This is a genomic window from Serratia sp. CY31944 (assembly GCF_052169175.1).
GTDB lineage: Bacteria > Pseudomonadota > Gammaproteobacteria > Enterobacterales > Enterobacteriaceae > Serratia > Serratia sarumanii.
Window position 1 is genome coordinate 73513 of record NZ_JBJNLG010000006.1, and the last position, 17656, is coordinate 91168.

The 17656-nt window shown below is 59.0% G+C and carries 11 protein-coding genes; 8 read left to right on the forward strand and 3 right to left on the reverse strand.

All coding sequences use genetic code 11. From position 1 onward, the window contains the following. The first annotated feature begins 13 nt into the window (after window positions 1-13). The 5 genes from ACJ8IN_RS08960 (at window position 14) to ACJ8IN_RS08980 (ending at window position 9094) form a co-directional block, all read left to right on the forward strand. On the forward strand, window positions 14-949 hold the full coding sequence (locus tag ACJ8IN_RS08960) for a diiron oxygenase (protein ID WP_033647255.1): 936 nt from the start codon (window positions 14-16) through the stop codon (window positions 947-949). 69 nt (window positions 950-1018) lie between these two features. Then, the gene (locus tag ACJ8IN_RS08965; RefSeq protein ID WP_308325479.1) at window positions 1019-6727 is read left to right on the forward strand and encodes a non-ribosomal peptide synthetase; all 5709 of its coding nucleotides are present in this window, start codon (window positions 1019-1021) and stop codon (window positions 6725-6727) included. After that, on the forward strand, window positions 6714-7526 hold the full coding sequence (locus ACJ8IN_RS08970; RefSeq protein WP_033647258.1) for a cyclase family protein: 813 nt from the start codon (window positions 6714-6716) through the stop codon (window positions 7524-7526). The genes ACJ8IN_RS08965 and ACJ8IN_RS08970 overlap by 14 nt, the downstream gene beginning before the upstream one ends. Next, window positions 7523-8260, forward strand: a complete 738-nt coding sequence (locus tag ACJ8IN_RS08975) for a tryptophan 2,3-dioxygenase family protein (protein ID WP_033647260.1) — start codon at window positions 7523-7525, stop codon at window positions 8258-8260. The genes ACJ8IN_RS08970 and ACJ8IN_RS08975 overlap by 4 nt, the downstream gene beginning before the upstream one ends. 36 nt (window positions 8261-8296) lie before the next feature. Next, on the forward strand, window positions 8297-9094 hold the full coding sequence (locus ACJ8IN_RS08980; protein ID WP_308325478.1) for a thioesterase II family protein: 798 nt from the start codon (window positions 8297-8299) through the stop codon (window positions 9092-9094). A 3-nt stretch (window positions 9095-9097) separates the two neighbouring features. Here ACJ8IN_RS08980 and ACJ8IN_RS08985 read toward each other — a convergent pair whose 3' ends face one another. Further along, the gene (locus tag ACJ8IN_RS08985; protein ID WP_164141162.1) at window positions 9098-10261 is read right to left on the reverse strand and encodes a multidrug effflux MFS transporter; all 1164 of its coding nucleotides are present in this window, start codon (window positions 10259-10261) and stop codon (window positions 9098-9100) included. A gap of 99 nt (window positions 10262-10360) precedes the next feature. Between ACJ8IN_RS08985 and ACJ8IN_RS08990 the strand changes: the two genes are divergently transcribed. Further along, window positions 10361-11128: an AraC family transcriptional regulator gene (locus ACJ8IN_RS08990; RefSeq protein WP_060421973.1), complete on the forward strand. Its 768-nt coding sequence runs from the start codon at window positions 10361-10363 to the stop codon at window positions 11126-11128. Window positions 11129-11237: 109 nt separating this feature from the next. Here ACJ8IN_RS08990 and ushA read toward each other — a convergent pair whose 3' ends face one another. Beyond that, the gene (gene ushA / locus ACJ8IN_RS08995) at window positions 11238-12890 is read right to left on the reverse strand and encodes a bifunctional UDP-sugar hydrolase/5'-nucleotidase UshA (RefSeq protein ID WP_033647263.1); all 1653 of its coding nucleotides are present in this window, start codon (window positions 12888-12890) and stop codon (window positions 11238-11240) included. 178 nt (window positions 12891-13068) lie between these two features. On the opposite strand from ushA, the gene ACJ8IN_RS09000 reads away from it, so the two are divergent. Beyond that, window positions 13069-14289: an MFS transporter gene (locus ACJ8IN_RS09000; RefSeq protein WP_060421979.1), complete on the forward strand. Its 1221-nt coding sequence runs from the start codon at window positions 13069-13071 to the stop codon at window positions 14287-14289. Between the two features lie 245 nt (window positions 14290-14534). Next, entirely contained in the window at window positions 14535-16226 is a 1692-nt protein-coding gene (ybaL, locus tag ACJ8IN_RS09005) for a YbaL family putative K(+) efflux transporter (RefSeq protein ID WP_033637356.1), read from the forward strand. Window positions 16227-16284: 58 nt separating this feature from the next. Here the strand turns inward: ybaL and ACJ8IN_RS09010 are convergent, their stop codons facing one another. Beyond that, window positions 16285-17589, reverse strand: a complete 1305-nt coding sequence (locus ACJ8IN_RS09010) for an inosine/guanosine kinase (RefSeq protein WP_060421981.1) — start codon at window positions 17587-17589, stop codon at window positions 16285-16287. Between the last annotated feature and the right edge of the window lie 67 nt (window positions 17590-17656).

Below are 17656 nucleotides of genomic sequence, written 5' to 3' on the forward strand. Positions count from 1 at the left end.
TAAGGATTAACCGATGAGCCTCATTGAAACCACGTTGAAAAAATGGGATCGCGCCGCGATTGTCCGCTCCCGTCCTCGTCGCCTTCTCAACGAACAGGACAGCCAATCAACCCTTTTCTTCCCCTTGGAACGTCTGCCGCTGTGCCTCCATCCGCGCGTTGCCGCGCTCGGTGAACAAGCATTGCGCTATATTCAGGTGCAAACCCTCTACCACTACCTGAATGGCATCGCCAACATCGAGTTGGATATCATCAATGATTCCAGTTACAAGCTCTACAAAAACGCGGTCGGCGTAGACTTTCCGCTTGAAATGCGCCTAGACGCGCTGACCGTGGTCGTGGATGAGTCCTATCACGCCCTGGTGGCGCTGGATCTGATCAATCAGGTAGAGCAGATGACGTCCATTGCGCCGCTGCCGATGCCAAAAGACACCGAGGCTTCCTATGCCCTGGCGCAATCGTTGGCAATGGGGGACGAACGGCTGCGCGAACTGCTGCGACTGGTGTGCGTGTCTCTGTCGGAGCAGGCGCTGACGACCGATCTTATCGATGTGATCAACAACGAAGATATTTTCCCGACCTTCTATCTGGTGATGAAAGATCACGTTGCGGATGAAGGCCGCCATGCCCGCTTCTCACAGCAGGTGCTAAGCCATATCTGGCGCCACAGCGACGCGGCGACCAAGCAAGCGTTGCAACAACCGATTTTGGCTTTCCTGGAAGGCTACGCAACCGACGCTATCGCCAAAGATTTCAGCGCCTGCATGTTGCGCCAACTCGGTCTGGCCGAAGCGGAAATTATCGACATCATCGCAGATACTTATCCAGCAACGCATGTTAAACCGTGGGAAACCAATAATATCGTCACGGAACAAATGCTGGTGGCACTGAATAAATCGGGCATTCTGGCCGATTTGCCTATCGCCGATGCGCTGCATGCAAAAATCTAATTAACCGGCATAAAAAGTCAGCACCCTTTGATATTCCGCAAGGGAAATCATTATTCTCAGGAAGCAAAAATGGAATTACTTCATATTGGCTATTTCGGCGACAGTGCCTGCGGTAAATTATTAACAGACGAAATCCAAGAATACGGCCATCAGGTTAGTTTTATCAGTCTCGAACGCCGTCCAATCGAAAAATTCGATCTTATTATCACCACTGAAAATAACGCTGAAACAATACGACGGCTGCAACAGCAGGGAAAAAATCTGCTGACGATCGTAACCAATAAAAAAAATATTAGCGACATTGATACCCTGCAAAACCAAGAACACTTTTCTCTGTACTTTTGCTCCGCCGGCCAAACCGCTTATCTGTGCGACGCGCTGTCCGATATGGCCGCAGGCGCCCAACTTCCCCTGCTGCAGGAAAAGCTTGTCGACATTGTGGTCGAGCTTTCGCGTGGCGGCTTACCGCACGCACAAGACACTCCCTACCGTTTGGCGCGTAAATACTATGCCGAATCACCGACGCGCATGCGCGAGTTGACCGCATTGCTGATGGAACGCCTTGGCGATCAGATGCAGGGGCGTTGCGGCAGCGATCTCTGCCATCTCACCTGGCAACCCGGCGCCGACTTCCATACGCTGCCGGTGGCGGACATCACGTCCCCCGCACAGCTGCAACATTTCTTCTTTAATGAAACCGGCGCGCTCAAACAGGGGCGCTATGCCCAGCCACGAGCGATGGTCGACGTAGCGGCTTGCGGTGACGGCACTCAGCTTACCCTGTATGGCGACGACATGCGTTTCAACGCGTTCACCGACTATCTTGACGCGCTATTGGCAGATCCGGCCGATCCCGTCGCCGCGCCCATTGTTACTCAACCTCAAACGTTGCATCGCCTGAGCCAATTCAACGCAACCGACGATGCCAAGCTGCTGGCGCACGACGTCATCGCTTTGTTCCGCCACGCCGCCGCCGCTCATCCGCAACAGGCCGCGCTGCATGCCGATGGCCAGATATACAGCTATGGCGAGATCGATCGCGCCTCGGATCAGTTTGCCTGTTGGCTGCTTGAACACAGCGGAGCCGCCAGCTCGGTCGTCGCCGTCTCGATGGACAAGTCAGCGACGCTGCTGATCGTGCTGTTGGGGATACTGAAAAGCAATAAAACCTATGTACTGCTCGATCCGCAGGCGCCAGCGGCGCGCAATCAAAGCATTCTTGACGACGTGCAGCCTGCGCTGATTTTGGCCGACTCGCCGTTGCACTCCGGCGACGCGCCGTGCATTGCGCCATCAAGCATTGACTACCGTTCGCTGAACATCCATGCGGAGCAACTCCCTCAATCGCGAGACGCACTGGCCTACGTCTGCTATACCTCCGGGACGACCGGCAAGCCCAAAGGCGTCATGATAGGGCGTGAGGGCCTGAGCAACGTGGCGCAAAACCACCGCGATTTCATTGGCCTGGCGCAAGGCAGTCGCGTGCTGGCCATCGCCTCGTTGGGTTTCGACGCCTTCGGCTGGGACGTCTATGGCGCGTTGGTCAGCGGTGCGACGCTTTATCTGGCGCCCTCGGAGCTGCATACCGATGTCGGCGCGCTGCACGATTATCTGACTCGACACGATATCGGCCATATCACTATTACACCGGCAATTCTGGAATTGTTGCCCCGCGAGATGTGGCCGGGACTGCGGACAATGATCGTCATGGGAGACGCACCGCCAGCGGACGTCGTCACCTGGTGGGCCGAGCGCACCCGATTGTGCAACGGTTACGGGCCGACCGAGGCTTCCATTGCCACTTCGCTGTGCGAGTATCGTCCAGGCGTTCCCTGGAACTGCATTGGCAAACCGCTGAAAAACTACCGTTGTCACATCCTTGATCCCCACCACAATCCACTGCCGGTCGGTTTTGAGGGCGAACTGTGCATCGCCGGCAGCGGCCTGGCGCACGGTTACCTGCATCAAGAGGCGCTGAGCGCAGAGAAGTTCATTACCTGTCGGCTACCGTATATGGCGGCCGAAGAGCGCCTTTATCAAACCGGTGACATCGCCAAATGGGACGAACAGGGCAACATTATTTTCGTCGGCCGCCGTGATCACCAGGTGAAGATACGCGGTGTACGCATCGAAATGGGTGAAGTGGAAAGCGCCGTCCGCAGTCACCCCCTGGTTGAAAGCGCCTGCGTGGTGGCTCGCAGCCAGCCCTCGGGCAAAATTCTCGCCGCCTTCGTACAACCCGCTTCGCCTGAGCTGACGATCGACGCGCTGCGTCACGCGTTGGTCACACAGCTCCACCCCGCCGCGATCCCCAGCGTCTTTATTTTCTTGCCGGCGCTGCCGCTGACCATCAATGGCAAGATCGCCCGTCAACAGTTGGAAAACTGGCCGCTGGATGAACGAAATGAGCGCCTGACGCCACCGGAAACAGAAACTGAGGCCATTCTCGAGCGCATCGTGGCCAACGCCATCGGCTGTCCGCAAGCCGACGTCACACAGGAGTTCATCAACCTGGGCGCACACTCGCTGACAATGAGCAAAATCGTCGCGCTCGTCGCACGCGATCTTTGCTGCCACCTGAGCATCGCCGATCTGTTCCGCCATAATACGGTACGCAAACTGGCCGAATATATCGAGAATAAGGCCGTTGCCGCGGAGCGCGCCATCGCGATCTGCGACGAACGCCGCGCGCCGCTCAGCCCTCAGCAGAACCTGCTCTGGTACCTGAGCGCATTGAATCCTGACGACTGCAGCTACAACCTGCCGCTGGCGATAGACATCCAGGGCTCGCTCGATCTGGCGCGCTTTGAACAGGCGATCAATTTTATCTATGAAAAACATGAAAGCCTGCGCACTCGCTTCGCCGAAACCGACGGTGTCGCCTATCAGTTGGCAGAACCGCATACCCCGATTCGCCTTGCCGACCACTGGGTGGAAGGCCAAACGCTGTCGGCAGAGAAGTGGGTGCGCCAACTGTGTGCCACGCCTTTCGACATCACCGCTCGGCCGCCGCTGGTGCTTCGGCTGGTACAGTATCATCAGCAGCACCATGTTTTGATTTGGGTAAAACACAACATAATTACCGACGCCTGGAGCGAACAGCTGATCCTTAACGATCTGTGGCAGCGCTATAACGAGCTCGACGATCACAATGGGTTTGACGCGCCGCAACCGCAGATCCAAACCATCGACATCGTCAACAGCGGCATCGCGCCACCTGCGCCGGCGGATGTCGCTTACTGGCAACAGCAACTGCAAGGCTGCCGCGAACTGGACTTCCCGCTGGATAAACCACGCCCGCTAATGCCGACACACGCCGGAGAACGCATCCATTATCAGCTGCAGCCCGACGTGGCCGGTCTGCTGGCGTCACGGGGCAAAGCGCTGGGCGCCACGCCTTTCGCCTTGCTCTGCGCGGCTTTAAGTTTACTGCTCAGCCGTTATACCCAGCAGCAGGATATCGTCATCGGCACCGCCATCGCAGCGCGGGACAACCTGGATCAGGCGCAGGTCAGCGGCTTCCATGTCAATACCGTACCGCTGCGTATCCAACTGAGCGAACAGGACACCCTGGCCGAGCTGATCGGTAACATGATGGAAACCTGCATCGGCGCCTATCAGCATCAGCAGCTCTCGTTCGACCGGATCTTGCACCAGATCGAATACGAGCGGGTGTCGAACAAAAATCCGTTATTCCAAATCATGGCGATCCTGCAGAACGCCGGCGACGTATGCCAACAAAACCTGCACGATTGCACGCTGCATCGCTTGCCGCTTTCGTCCGGCTTCTCGATGTTCGATATGACCTGGAACTTTAGTGTGGAACAGGACGCCGTCGCCATCGAACTCGATTACGCCAGCGAACTGTTTTATCCCGCCAGCATGCAGATGCTGTTGGACAACTATCAGCAAACGCTGCGGCAACTGCTCACCCTGCCGGCCAACACGGCGCAGCGTGCCCTCAACCCGCTATGCGAACGGGAGCAACATTGGCTGCAACAGTTGGCCGTCAGCTCGGACGCAGGTTCAGGTGACTCGCTGCTGGTGCAAATTGATCGCTTGGCACAAACCCAGCCTGACAGCCTCGCCGTCAGCTGCGAACGGCAACAGTACAGCTACCGTCAGCTGTGGGCGCAGTCTGAGCGCATCGCGCATGCATTGCAGCGCATCGACAGCAAGCCTTTTTCGGTCGGCGTCATGATGGAGAAAAGTTGCCACGTCGCCGTACTCCTGCTCGGCGTGCTGAGAGCCGGCAAACACTACGTGCCGATTGACGTACACTACCCGGCCGACCGCGTGAGCTACATGATCGAGAACGCGCAAGCCCGGTTGCTGGTGACCGATGGTGAGCCAGAACAACGTTGGGCCAGTCCCGCCGTCGGTTTCGACTCGCTGGTTTCTCAACCTGCAGCGGCCGACACATTGCCGATCCCAGCCGACGATACGCTGGCCTACATCATGTACACCTCAGGCTCAACCGGTAACCCCAAAGGCGTGATGATCACCCACGGCAACCTGAACAATTTCACCCACGACTTCGTCGGGCGGCTGGCGCTGAGCGCGAGCGATAAGGTGCTCAGCCTGACCAGCATCAGTTTCGATATTTTTGGGTTGGAACTGTTCTGCTCGCTGGCCGGCGGCGCGCACGTCACGCTGTGTCCACGAGAAACCGCCATGGATCCGGTCAAGTTGTATCACTTTATCGAGCGACAGCAGCCCAGCGTGATTCAAGCGACACCTACCGTCTGGAGCACCATCGTCCACCATCTGCCGGCGGCGGGCCAGCGCCCCCTGACCGTGCTGTGCGGCGGCGAGAAGATGCCGGCGGCCTTGTTGACGCAATTGCGACGCATCGCGACACGGGTGCTGCAGGTGTATGGCCCGACGGAAACCACCATCTGGTCGACCTGCGCCGATCTGACTCACGAAGGCGCGAGCGACTGTATCGGCACGCCGATACAGTCGACTGACGTTCTGGTCATGGATCAGGCCGGCAACCCGATGCCAAGCGGCGCATTTGGTGAGCTATGGCTGGGCGGCGCAGGGGTATCACCGGGGTATTGGCGCAACCCGACGCTGAGCGATAAGGTCTTTCTACGGCGCCAGGCGTTCGGCACCGAGCGCTATATGTACCGCACCGGCGACATTGTGCGGTTTAATCGTCAGGGGCAGCTGGAATACCTCGGCCGGAACGATCACCAGGTCAAAATTCGCGGCCACCGCATCGAATTGAGCGAAATCGATCTCAGTTTATCCTCTCTCGACAATATCGAGCGGTCGCTCAGCTTAATTGTCGGTGAAGGCCAGCAGGCCCGCATCGTCAGCTACCTGCAGTTAACGCCGGGAGAGGAGCTGAATGAAAAAGCGGTGCGCACGGCGCTGAAAGCTCGCTTGCCGAATATCATGATCCCGTCCGGTTTTGTGGTGCTGTCAGCCTTCCCGCTCACCAACAACAATAAAATCGACATTCGTCGGCTACCGGCGCCGGAAACCCGCTACTCGGCTTCCGAAGCGGACTACACGCCTGCGGCCAACGAGGCGGAAAGCGCCATGCAGCATATCTGGCAACAAGTCTTGTCGCAGACGCAGATCAGCGTCTGCGACAGCTTCTTCAGCCTGGGTGGAAATTCACTGCAGATCCCGCAACTGCTGCACGCCATTCGTCAACAGATGGGCGTCTCGCTGACTATCCGCGAATTCATCATGCACAGCCAGATCCGCGAACTCACCGCGCTGGCCTTGAGCAAAACTGCCGGGGTCGCCGATGAAACGCATTGAGGTGTACCACCATGGACGTTGCCATCACCTTGACTACCGAGAGCCGCTGCGGCTCTCGGCCAGGCTGGACTTCGCCGATAACCCGACCAACCTTTATGGCGTGGCCCCCGCCGATTCGGCGCCGCTGAGTTACGGCGATACCGTCGCCAGCGTGCGTCATGGCGGGGTCTGCAACGCCGAGCGTATCAGCCTGGTGCCACACTGCCACGGCACGCACACCGAATGCATCGGCCATATTCTTGCTGAAACGCACAACGTGGCGGATTTGCCGCTTGAACCGTTCATCGCCGCCACCCTGATTCGCGTCAGGCCGCAACGCGCGGACGGGACCACGGAGAGCTATAACGCCAGCGCTGCCTCTGAAGATTGGCTGATTACCCAGGCGGCGCTCGATGACGCGCTGGCGCCGTTGTCGGGCGACTACCTGCAGGCTTTGGTGATAGCGGTCGAGACGCCGAGCGATTTCCGCGCCGCAGCCTGCGCGCCCTACTTCAGCCATCAAGCTCTGGCGCGCATCGTCGAACTCGGCGTCCAGCATTTGTTGGTGGATATTCCGTCGATCGACCGGCTATACGACGGCGGACGCATGGACAACCATCGCCGTTTTTGGGGGCTTGATGCCCCCGACAGGCCGCACTCCGGGCGCAAATACGCCTCCGTGACCGAGCTGATTCAGGTTCCCGCGCACGCCGCGGCGGGACACTATTTTCTGACCATTCAACTGCCGGATTTGAGCGGGGATGCCCTTCCCAGTCGGCCCGTCCTATTTTCGTTTTCTACAGGGAAAGTGACATCATGAATTACGCCAGCTATCTGCAGCTAAACCAGCTGCTGTCACTGCAACAGCCAGCCTCGCCGTCTGCGGAACACCGCAATGAAAACTTGTTTATCATCACTCATCAAACCTACGAGCTCTGGTTCAAGCAGTTGATCGATGAGCTTCATCTGGCGATTGCGCTGATCGAAGAAGGAGATATACCGGCGGCGATCGAAACGATGACGCGCGTCAATGCCATTACCCAAACCGTGGTGAATCAGATCGCCGTGATTTGCACGCTGAAGTTTCATGAATTCCAGCGTTTTCGCAGCTATCTCGGCACCGCCAGCGGTTTCCAATCCTACCAGTTTGCCGGCATAGAAGCGCTGCTCGGCAAGGAAAACCCAAAGAAACTACAACAGTATCAAGGTGATGAAGAGGCACAGCGCCGATTGGCGGCTATTATCCAACCGGTTTCCCTATGGCAGGCGATACGCGGCCACCTGATGCGTCTCAATGACCAGCCCAATCAGGCGGCGCAAGGCTTCGACGACATCATCAGGCAATCGCTGACGCGTTCAGGCTGCGAGTCGCTGCTGCTCAACCAACTGCTTGATTTGGATTCACTGCTGCAAGAGTGGCGTTACCGCCATGTGAAACTGGTGGAGCGGACGATCGGGCAGCGGAAAGGTACCGGCGGTTCATCGGGTTCGGACTATCTTAAATCTACGCTGTTCACGCCGATCTTCGATGAATTGTGGAACGCCATCAACTGAGTGCATTCCCTTAACGCCAAGGAAGCTCAGGCTTCCTTGGCACCCCTGAAAATACGGATTTTCACCATGCATTGCACCCACTTCCCCAACGCCCCCCTCGGCCTGAAACCGCTGACGCCGGGACGCCAGGGCAGCCTGCGGCTGATCGCTTTTCCCCACGCCGGCGCCGGAGCCACTGCCTTTCAGCGATGGAGCCCCACGTTGCATCAGGACATCGAACTCTATGCCGTGCAATACCCCGGTCGAGAGGAGCGGGCGCACGAAGCGCCGCTCTGCCAACCCCAATCGCTCATCAATCAACTGATACCGGCACTGCAGCCACTGCAGGATAAACCGCTGATCTTTTTCGGCCACAGTCTTGGCGGACGGGTTGCTCTGGCGTTAGCGATGGCGCTGCCCCAACCGCCGCTGCAGTTGATCATTTCCGCCAGTTCATCGCCCTTTCTGGCGCGCCACAGCCAGTTGCTGAGGATGCCTCGTGCCGCTTTGCTGAACGCGCTTTGTGCCGGCGAGGGCCTGGATGAGTCTCTCATCGGCGACAGCGCGCTGGTCGATTACTATCTGCCGCTGATCCGTGCCGATCTGTTGCTGTCCAGCCAATTGCTTTTCCCTGCGCAACCGGGTTACCACGCCCCGCTGGCGATGTTCTATGGTGAAAACGACGAGTTGATCGATCGGCAGGATTTGCTCGACTGGCGCCGGATCGCGCAAGGCGATTTTCAGCAGCGCACTTTTGCCGGCGGACATATGTATATCACCACGCAGCGCGAGGCGGTGATAGCCGGCGTTCACCAGTTGCTGGCTGGCCGCCTGAGCGAACCGGCCAGCCGGTAACACTCAGGCGTTTTCACTCTCAGGCAACGCCAAACGGCGCTCGTTGTGCACCACCCGCCACGCCAACAGCAGCACGCACAGGCTGCAGAGCGACAGCACGGCGCCCAGGTGCTGCGACAGCCCGGCCAGCACCAAGCCACCGCCAAGCATCAGGTAATACATCAGGCCAAGGATCGCGCCGGCGGTGCCCATGCAGTCTTTATAATGCCGCAGCGCGCGCGCCAGAATATTGGGAATGGCGATGCCGTACGCCATCACCACCAGCATCATCGGCAGAACGAACCACAAGCTCCCTTCCAGCAGCAGTACCAGCAGGCCGCCGGCCAGTGACAAAACGCAGGCCAGCATCAGCAACGCGGGGAACAGCCAGTGTTTGCCGATCAAAAACTTGTTGATCGCCGCGCCGATACCGACCCCGGCCGCCAACACCAAACCGGTATAACCGAACCACTGCGCCGGCAGTTCCAACGCCGAGAAGTGGAATGGCGCCAGCTGGTAATAGCTGAACATGCAAATATTGAACAACGCCACCAGCAGCGCACTGAGCCAAATATCCCCGTCCTTGATCATCCGCCCCAGCGTGCCGAAAAATGAATGCCTCACCACCTGTTGCGGACGCGTCTCCGGCAGTTGCCAACCGGCATAGCCCAGCAACAGCGCCGCCAACAGCGCCAAACCGCCAAACACCCCCTGATAGCCCCAATAGTGAGTCAGCACTGCGCCGCTCAATACGCCAACCGCCGGGCTGATCGCCATGGCGATCCCCATCACCGAGAACACCCGCGCCAACTCATAACCGTCGAAGCGATCGCGAATCGCCGTTTGCGTCCCGACCGAACCGACCGCCGCGCCAAAGGCGGCCAGCACCCGCGCCGCCAGCAGCACGCTGAAGCTGCCGCTGAACAGTGCGACGATAGAAGCCAGCAGATAGAGCGTCAGCCCGGCCAAAATGGTGGGACGGCGTCCGATAACGTCGCACATCCGCCCCCAAACCACCACGCCCAGCGCAAAGGCGAAAAAGTAGCAAGAGAGCGTTTGCGCCGCCATTTCCGCACTTACCCGGAAACCGTGCGCAATGTGCGTCAATGCCGGGCTGTAGATGGTCTCCACCACCTGGGGAAACATCATCATCGACGTCGCCAATGTCAGAGTCAGCTTACGTTGCATAACAGATCCTGTAGCCAAGAATAAGCTGCACAAGGTAGCATCTGCTCCCGGCGCCGATTACAATATAAAAGACAATAAATTTACAAAATCGGACATACTATGGCGTGGCTTCAGGCGCAGGACAGTTTTAATCCGGATACGCTCGACAACGGCGTGCTCGGGATCGCCGCCGAACTGGCGCAGCACGACTCTGGCACGCATTGGCATGACAGGGGCCAGTTGCTGTTCTGTCAGCAAGGCAGCATGCGTATCACGCTCAACCAAAGCATCTGTATGCTGCCGCCGGGCAGAGTTGCCTGGATCCCGCCGCAAGTGGCTCACCGCGTTCAGGTCAACGGCGTAGTCGGTTACCGTTCGCTTTATCTCGACGCCGATCGCTATGCCTGTCTGCCTGCGCAGCTTGCCGTACTGACAGCCTCGCCGCTGCTGCGCGAGGTGTTGGAACGCATCGCGTTCGCCGCATTCGACACCGACTGGAAGCATGGGCCTCACGCCAATATTCTGGCGGTCTGCCTGGACGAGATCGCCGCCGCGCCGCGCGAACTGACGTTGCTGCCGCTGCCCAGCGACCGGCGCCTGCGCCATCTGGCCAATCTGGACATGCTTCCGCCGCTGCACGAGCTATCGCGCTACAGCGGCGCTTCCGAGAAAACCATCAGCCGGATTTTCCGCCGTGAAACCGGCCTCAGTTATCAACAGTGGCGTCAGCAATGGCGCCTGATCAAAGCAATAGAGATGCTGGCCGCAGGGCTGAGCCAATCCGACGTCGCCGGTCGGCTGGCGTTTTCCAGCGACAGCGCCTTCGCCACTTTTTTCAAGAATATGGTGGGCTGCCCGCCGAGGGCGTATATGGAGAGAAGAAAGTAAGAGGCCGTCTAAAACGGCAACGCTGACAGAAAGCGTTGATGGGGAGGAAAAAAGCGACGGCGGGAACGGCGCCCCCGCGACAAGCGAGAAACGCCGTTCCGCTACGCCCTTATCGATAGACGATCTCGCCCTTCGGCTCGTAGGCCGCCGCATCCAGCGGTGAATGTTTCTCGATGTACTGCTTCAACACCTCGGCGTCGATAAAGCCGGTGTTGACGTAGCTCGGCAGCCCGTCCAGCTTCGGATAGCCGTCGCCGCCCAGCGCGTTGAAGTTCAGCGTCGCCATGCGGTAGGTTTTATCCGCCTGCAGCGGCTGGCCGTTGATCTTCACCTCGCTGACGCCCTTGCCGTCCGCCACCAGGCTGACGTTGGCGAACTGGGCGTAGGCGCCGGAATCCGGCTTCATGTTGGCCACCACCGCCAGGTACTGCTCAACCTCGCTGCCTTTCATATCGACATGCACCAGGGTGTTGCCGAACGGCTGTACCTTGAGCACGTTCTTATAGGTGATATCGCCGCTTTCAATCGAATCGCGCACCCCGCCGCCGCTCATCACCGCGAAGTCGGCATCGGCGCGCTCCCTCTGCGCCGCCAGCATCACCCGCGCCAGGTTGGTCTGCACGAAGCGCACCTTGCTGCGATCGCCCTCCAGCTTGCCGTTAACGCTGCCGATCTTCACGCCCAACTGCGCCTTGCCCTTCTCCTGGAACGGCGTCAGCAGTTTCATCATGGTCGGGTCTTCCGCGATCTGCTGGGTGTAGTACACCCGCTCGCTGGTGCCGTCCGCCTTCTCCACCTTCTTCTTCAGGTTTACCGGGATCAGCTGATAATGCACCAGTTTCAGCTCGCCGTTGCGGAATTCGAAGTCGGCGCGGCCCACGTATTTGCCCCACTCGTGCGCCTGCACGATCCAGGTGCCGTTCTGGCGATCCGGCGAGCACGGCGTGCCCGGCACGTAATCTGCCTGTTTGCGGTTGTCGCCGGCCATGCACACCGGATCCTGCGAGTGGCCGCCGACAATCATGTCGAGATACCCGGCCGGCAGGCTGCGCGCCATTTCCACGTCGCCCGGCGCGTTCGAGCCGTGTTCGCCGTTGTCGTAGTGCCCCATATGGGTGGCGGCGATAATCACGTCCGGCTTCTCGTCCTTACGCAGTTGCTCCACCACCTGCTTCGCCTCCTGCGCCGGCACGCGGAACTCCATGTCGGTGAAGTACTCCGGGTTGCCTATCTTGGCGGTGTCGTCGGTCGTCAGGCCGATCACGGCAATCTTGATGCCCTGCTTGTCGAACAAGGCGTAAGGCTTGAACAGGCGCTGGCCGGTGCTTTTCTGATAGATATTGGCGGACAGCAGCGGGAAGGTCGCCCATTTTTCCTGCTGCCGCAGCACGCTCAGCGGGTTGTCGAATTCGTGGTTGCCGATCGCCATCGCGTCGTAACCCACCAGGTTCATGCCGCGGAAGTCCGGCTCGGCGTCCTGCAAATCCGATTCCGGCACGCCGGTGTTGATATCGCCGCCGGACAGCAACAGCAGGCTGCCGCCCTGCGCCGCCACTTCCTGACGAATGCCGTCCACCAACGTTTTCTGCGCGCCCAGGCCGTATTCGCCATGATCGTTCTGCCAGAAGTGACCGTGATGGTCGTTGGTATGCAGAATGGTGATGGCGTAGGTCTTATCCTTTTCCCAGGCACTGGCGGCCCCCGACAGCAACGTCAGGGAAACGGCCAACGCACATGCGGTGGTTTTCAGCGAAAAACGCATGGCGGATCTCCGTGTATTAAATGGCTTTTATGATGAGGGCGAAATTGTAGCGCGAATCAATGACAGCTGATTTCAAATTTTTGCGATGTGAGTCTGATTATTTCAGATATGGTAAAAATTGCGCACCCTGCCTAAGATGTCTTCTCTGTGCTCAACAACTTATCAGGCTAATAATAATATGACCGACAGTAGCCAAAGCGCGATGCCGCCCGCCAAGGGCAGTGCGGTGAAAGGCACCGCCTTCTCGATCCTCGGCGCCATCAGCGTGTCCCACCTGCTCAACGATATGATCCAATCGCTGATCCTGGCGATTTACCCGATCCTGCAAGCCGATTTTCACCTCAGCTTCGTGCAGATCGGTATGATCACCCTGACCTATCAGCTGACGGCCTCGCTGCTGCAGCCGCTGATTGGTTATTACACCGATAAACACCCGCAGCCTTATTCGCTGCCGATCGGCATGGGCTTTACCCTGTCCGGCCTGCTGCTGCTGTCGGTGGCGAGCACCTTCCCGCTGGTGCTGCTGGCGGCGGCGCTGGTGGGCACCGGCTCATCGGTGTTCCACCCGGAATCCTCGCGCGTGGCGCGCATGGCCTCCGGCGGGCGGCACGGCCTGGCGCAGTCGCTGTTCCAGGTCGGCGGCAACTTCGGCAGCTCGCTAGGCCCGCTGCTGGCTGCGCTGATCATCGCGCCTTACGGCAAGGGTAACGTCGCCTGGTTCACGCTGGCGGCGCTGCTGGCGATCGTGGTGTTGCTGCAGGTCAGCAAGTGGTATCAACATCAGCACCGGGCAACTAAAGGGCAGCCGAAAAGCCCATCAACGCTGAAAGCGCTGCCAAAACGTACCGTAGTCTACTCGCTGGGCATCCTGCTGGTGCTGATTTTCTCTAAATACTTCTATCTGGCCAGCATCAGCAGCTATTACACCTTTTATCTGATACATAAATTCGGCGTTTCGGTGCAGAATGCGCAAATTCACCTGTTCGCCTTCCTGTTCGCGGTGGCGGCAGGCACCATTATCGGCGGGCCTCTCGGCGACAAGATAGGGCGAAAATACGTTATTTGGGGCTCTATTCTCGGCGCTGCGCCGTTTACCCTTGTTTTACCTTATGCATCGCTCTATTGGACCGGCATTTTAACGGTGATTATCGGGGTTATTCTCGCCTCGGCGTTCTCCGCCATTTTGGTCTACGCCCAGGAGCTGATCCCCGGCAAGGTGGGCATGGTTTCCGGCTTATTCTTCGGTTTTGCTTTCGGTATGGGCGGATTAGGCGCGGCAGTTCTTGGTTATGTCGCGGATTTGACCAGTATCGAACTGGTCTACCAAATCTGTGCTTTCCTGCCGCTGATCGGCATTATCACCGCACTGCTGCCCAATATGGAGCATAAACCGCAATAACCCCGCGACTAGCCCGGATGAAATTACTTATTCGTCCGGGTTATCTTACGGATAAATCAATGTTATTTTCTCTATCTGGCACAAAACCCCCTCATTGCCGCGCCTTAAGTGAAATCCTCTGCCTTTTTACAAAAAAGGCCAAATTAGCCAAGCAAGTCGCGCACAAATGCAATAAACTAAATGTATCTTTTCGTAACTTTGTTGCGTTTCTCCCGTGCCGCGATGCATAGCCAGAAGGAGTATGGATGCATAATTCAACACCGCTCATTACCACCATCGTCGGAGGGTTAGTACTCGCCTTCCTCCTCGGCATGCTGGCGAACCGCCTGCGCATCTCCCCTCTGGTGGGGTATCTGGCCGCAGGCGTGCTCGCCGGCCCGTTCACCCCCGGTTTCGTCGCCGATACCTCATTGGCGCCGGAACTGGCGGAAATCGGCGTTATCCTGTTGATGTTCGGTGTTGGCCTGCACTTCTCTTTGAAAGACCTCCTCGCAGTAAAATCTATCGCCATTCCCGGCGCCGTAGCGCAAATAGCCGTCGCTACCCTGCTCGGCATGGGGCTGTCCAAGCTGCTCGGCTGGGATCTGATCTCCGGCCTGGTGTTCGGCCTCTGCCTCTCCACCGCCAGCACCGTGGTGCTGCTGCGTGCGCTGGAGGAGCGGCAGCTGATCGACAGCCAGCGCGGGCAAATCGCCATCGGCTGGCTGATCGTCGAAGATTTGGCGATGGTGCTGACGCTGGTATTGCTACCGGCCTTCGGCAACATGCTGGGCAACGACAACGCCAGCAGCAGCCAGCTGCTGATGGAGCTGGCGCTGACCATCGGTAAGGTCATCGCCTTTATCGCGCTGATGATCGTGGTCGGCCGCCGCCTGGTGCCGTGGATCCTGTCAAAAACCGCCAGCACCGGCTCGCGCGAGCTGTTCACCCTGGCGGTATTGGCGCTGGCACTCGGCATCGCCTACGGCGCGGTGAAGCTGTTCGACGTCTCCTTCGCGCTGGGCGCTTTCTTCGCCGGCATGGTGCTGAACGAGTCCGAACTGAGCCACCGCGCGGCGCACGACACCCTGCCGCTGCGCGACGCATTCGCAGTGCTGTTCTTCGTCTCGGTCGGCATGCTGTTCGATCCGATGATCGTGATTAACGAACCGCTGGCGGTGCTGGCGACGCTGGCGATCATCGTGTTCGGCAAATCCGCCGCCGCGTTCCTGCTGGTGAAAATGTTCGGTCACTCCAAGCGCACCGCGCTGACCATTTCCGCCAGCCTGGCGCAAATCGGCGAGTTCGCCTTTATTCTGGCGGGCCTCGGCATTGCACTCGGCATGATGTCGGAACACGGCCGCAATCTGGTGCTGGCCGGCGCCATTCTGTCCATCATGCTCAATCCGCTGTTGTTCACCCTGCTGGAACGCTATCTGGCCAAGACCGAAACCATCGAAGACCAAATCCTCGAAGAGGCGGTGGAAGAAGAGAAGCAAATCCCGGTGGACATGTGCAATCACGCGCTGGTGGTCGGCTATGGCCGCGTCGGCAGCCTGCTGGGCGGCAAACTGGCCGAAGCGGGCATCCCGCTGGTGGTGATCGAGAACTCCCGCCCGCGGGTGGAAGCGCTGCGCGAACAGGGCATCAAGACGGTGCTGGGCAATGCCGCCAATCCGGAAGTGATGGATCTGGCGCGGCTCGACTGCGCGCGCTGGCTGCTGCTGACCATCCCCAACGGCTATGAGGCCGGCGAGATCGTCGCCTCGGCGCGCGCCAAGCGGCCGAATATCGAGATCATTGCCCGCGCCCACTACGACGACGAGGTGGCCTACATCACCGATCGCGGCGCCAACCAGGTGGTGATGGGCGAACGGGAGATCGCCAACAGCATGCTGAACATCCTGCAGCTGGACACCCTGAGCGAAGAAGAAAAAATGGGCGGCTGCCCGATCTGAAGCGCCACGCGCGCACAAAAAAAGGTCCGGCATGCCGGACCTTTTCTTTTTCAGCGGGTTAACGCTCCCAGTAAGACTCTTCCAGGCTGTCTTCCCGCTCCGGCAAGCCGCGAGTGAGGCGCGGCGAATGCTGGTTCAACACCTGGTAGCTGACGCGGTTGGCGTATTTGCACACCTGCGCCAGGGAGGAGTAAGTCAGGTAGCTGCGCACGTGCTTGCTGGAGTTCGGCACGTTGTGGCGGTGATAGCCGTTGGCGGCGATATCGTGCAGCAACGCCGACAGCGCGCCGTCGCCGGCGCCGTTGGTGTTCATGATCTTCTCCGGCCCGCCCATATACGGTGCGATGTGCGAATAAACGCGCAGCGGATTTTCACAGTGTTCACGGCGCATGGCGCGGCTGAATTCGTAGCGGTTGAACTCGGCGATATGACCCGGCAGCAGCGGGTGCTGGGTCTGGCGCTTGTTGGCCTCTTCGGTGTAGCCCGCCATATACAGGCCGTTCGGCCCGGCGGTGCACAGCACCAGATCCACCCACTCCAGCGCCATGTCCGAGGCGGTCAGCGGATCGCTCAACCCGGTCAGCTCCAGCGCTTCGTCTTCGTTCATCGCCAGAATCGTCACGTTTTCCTTCAGGAAGTCGCGCCACCACTGCGGGTTGTCGGCAATGACGTACTTGGTGCCCAGCGTCAACACCACCGGTACGTCGTGCTTTTTGGCGTATTCGATCGCCTGCAGGGTGGCGGCCTTCATCGGTTCCCCTTCCTTGCAGCGCACCAGATAAGAGCTCAGCACCAGCGCCGACGCGCCGGCGATCACCTCTTCAGGAATGCTTTCCGGGCGCAGCTGGTTCATTTGGCCCGGGTTGATGGCGAAGGTGCGCTCGCCGCTTTCGCCAATCAGCGTGAAACAGCGGCCGATGGCGCCGTCTACGCCCTGCAGATAGTTGAGATCGGTACGGCTGGAGGTATTGCACAGGTAACGGTAGGCGTAGCTGCCGATTTTCACGTTGCTGCACATCACGCCGAGCAGCACCGAGCGATCGTCCGCCAGCACCGAATAGTTGTGCATGGTATTGCCGATGGTGCCGCCAGCGAACTGATGGGTAACCAGGTTGTTTTCATTCAGTTCCTGATACAGCGCCTCGGCGACGTCGTCTTCGATCACCAGAGAGTGGCCCAGGCTCAGGCCGTAGCGCTGGACAAAAACGTCGTCCACCTTCGCCTCGATATCCACCAGCGTCTGGTCGATGCCGACGATATACGAGGTGCTGATTTCACTTTCGGGCTGGGCCTGCTGCAGAAGCGGATCGCGGGCGCTCACCGGGAAATAGTGTTTGGACTTGCGTTTACCAGGAAATTTCATGTGATTGGCGGTGGTGGCGGTTTAACAAGCGGAGAATGTTAACACATTCCCGCCCGATCACGATGAT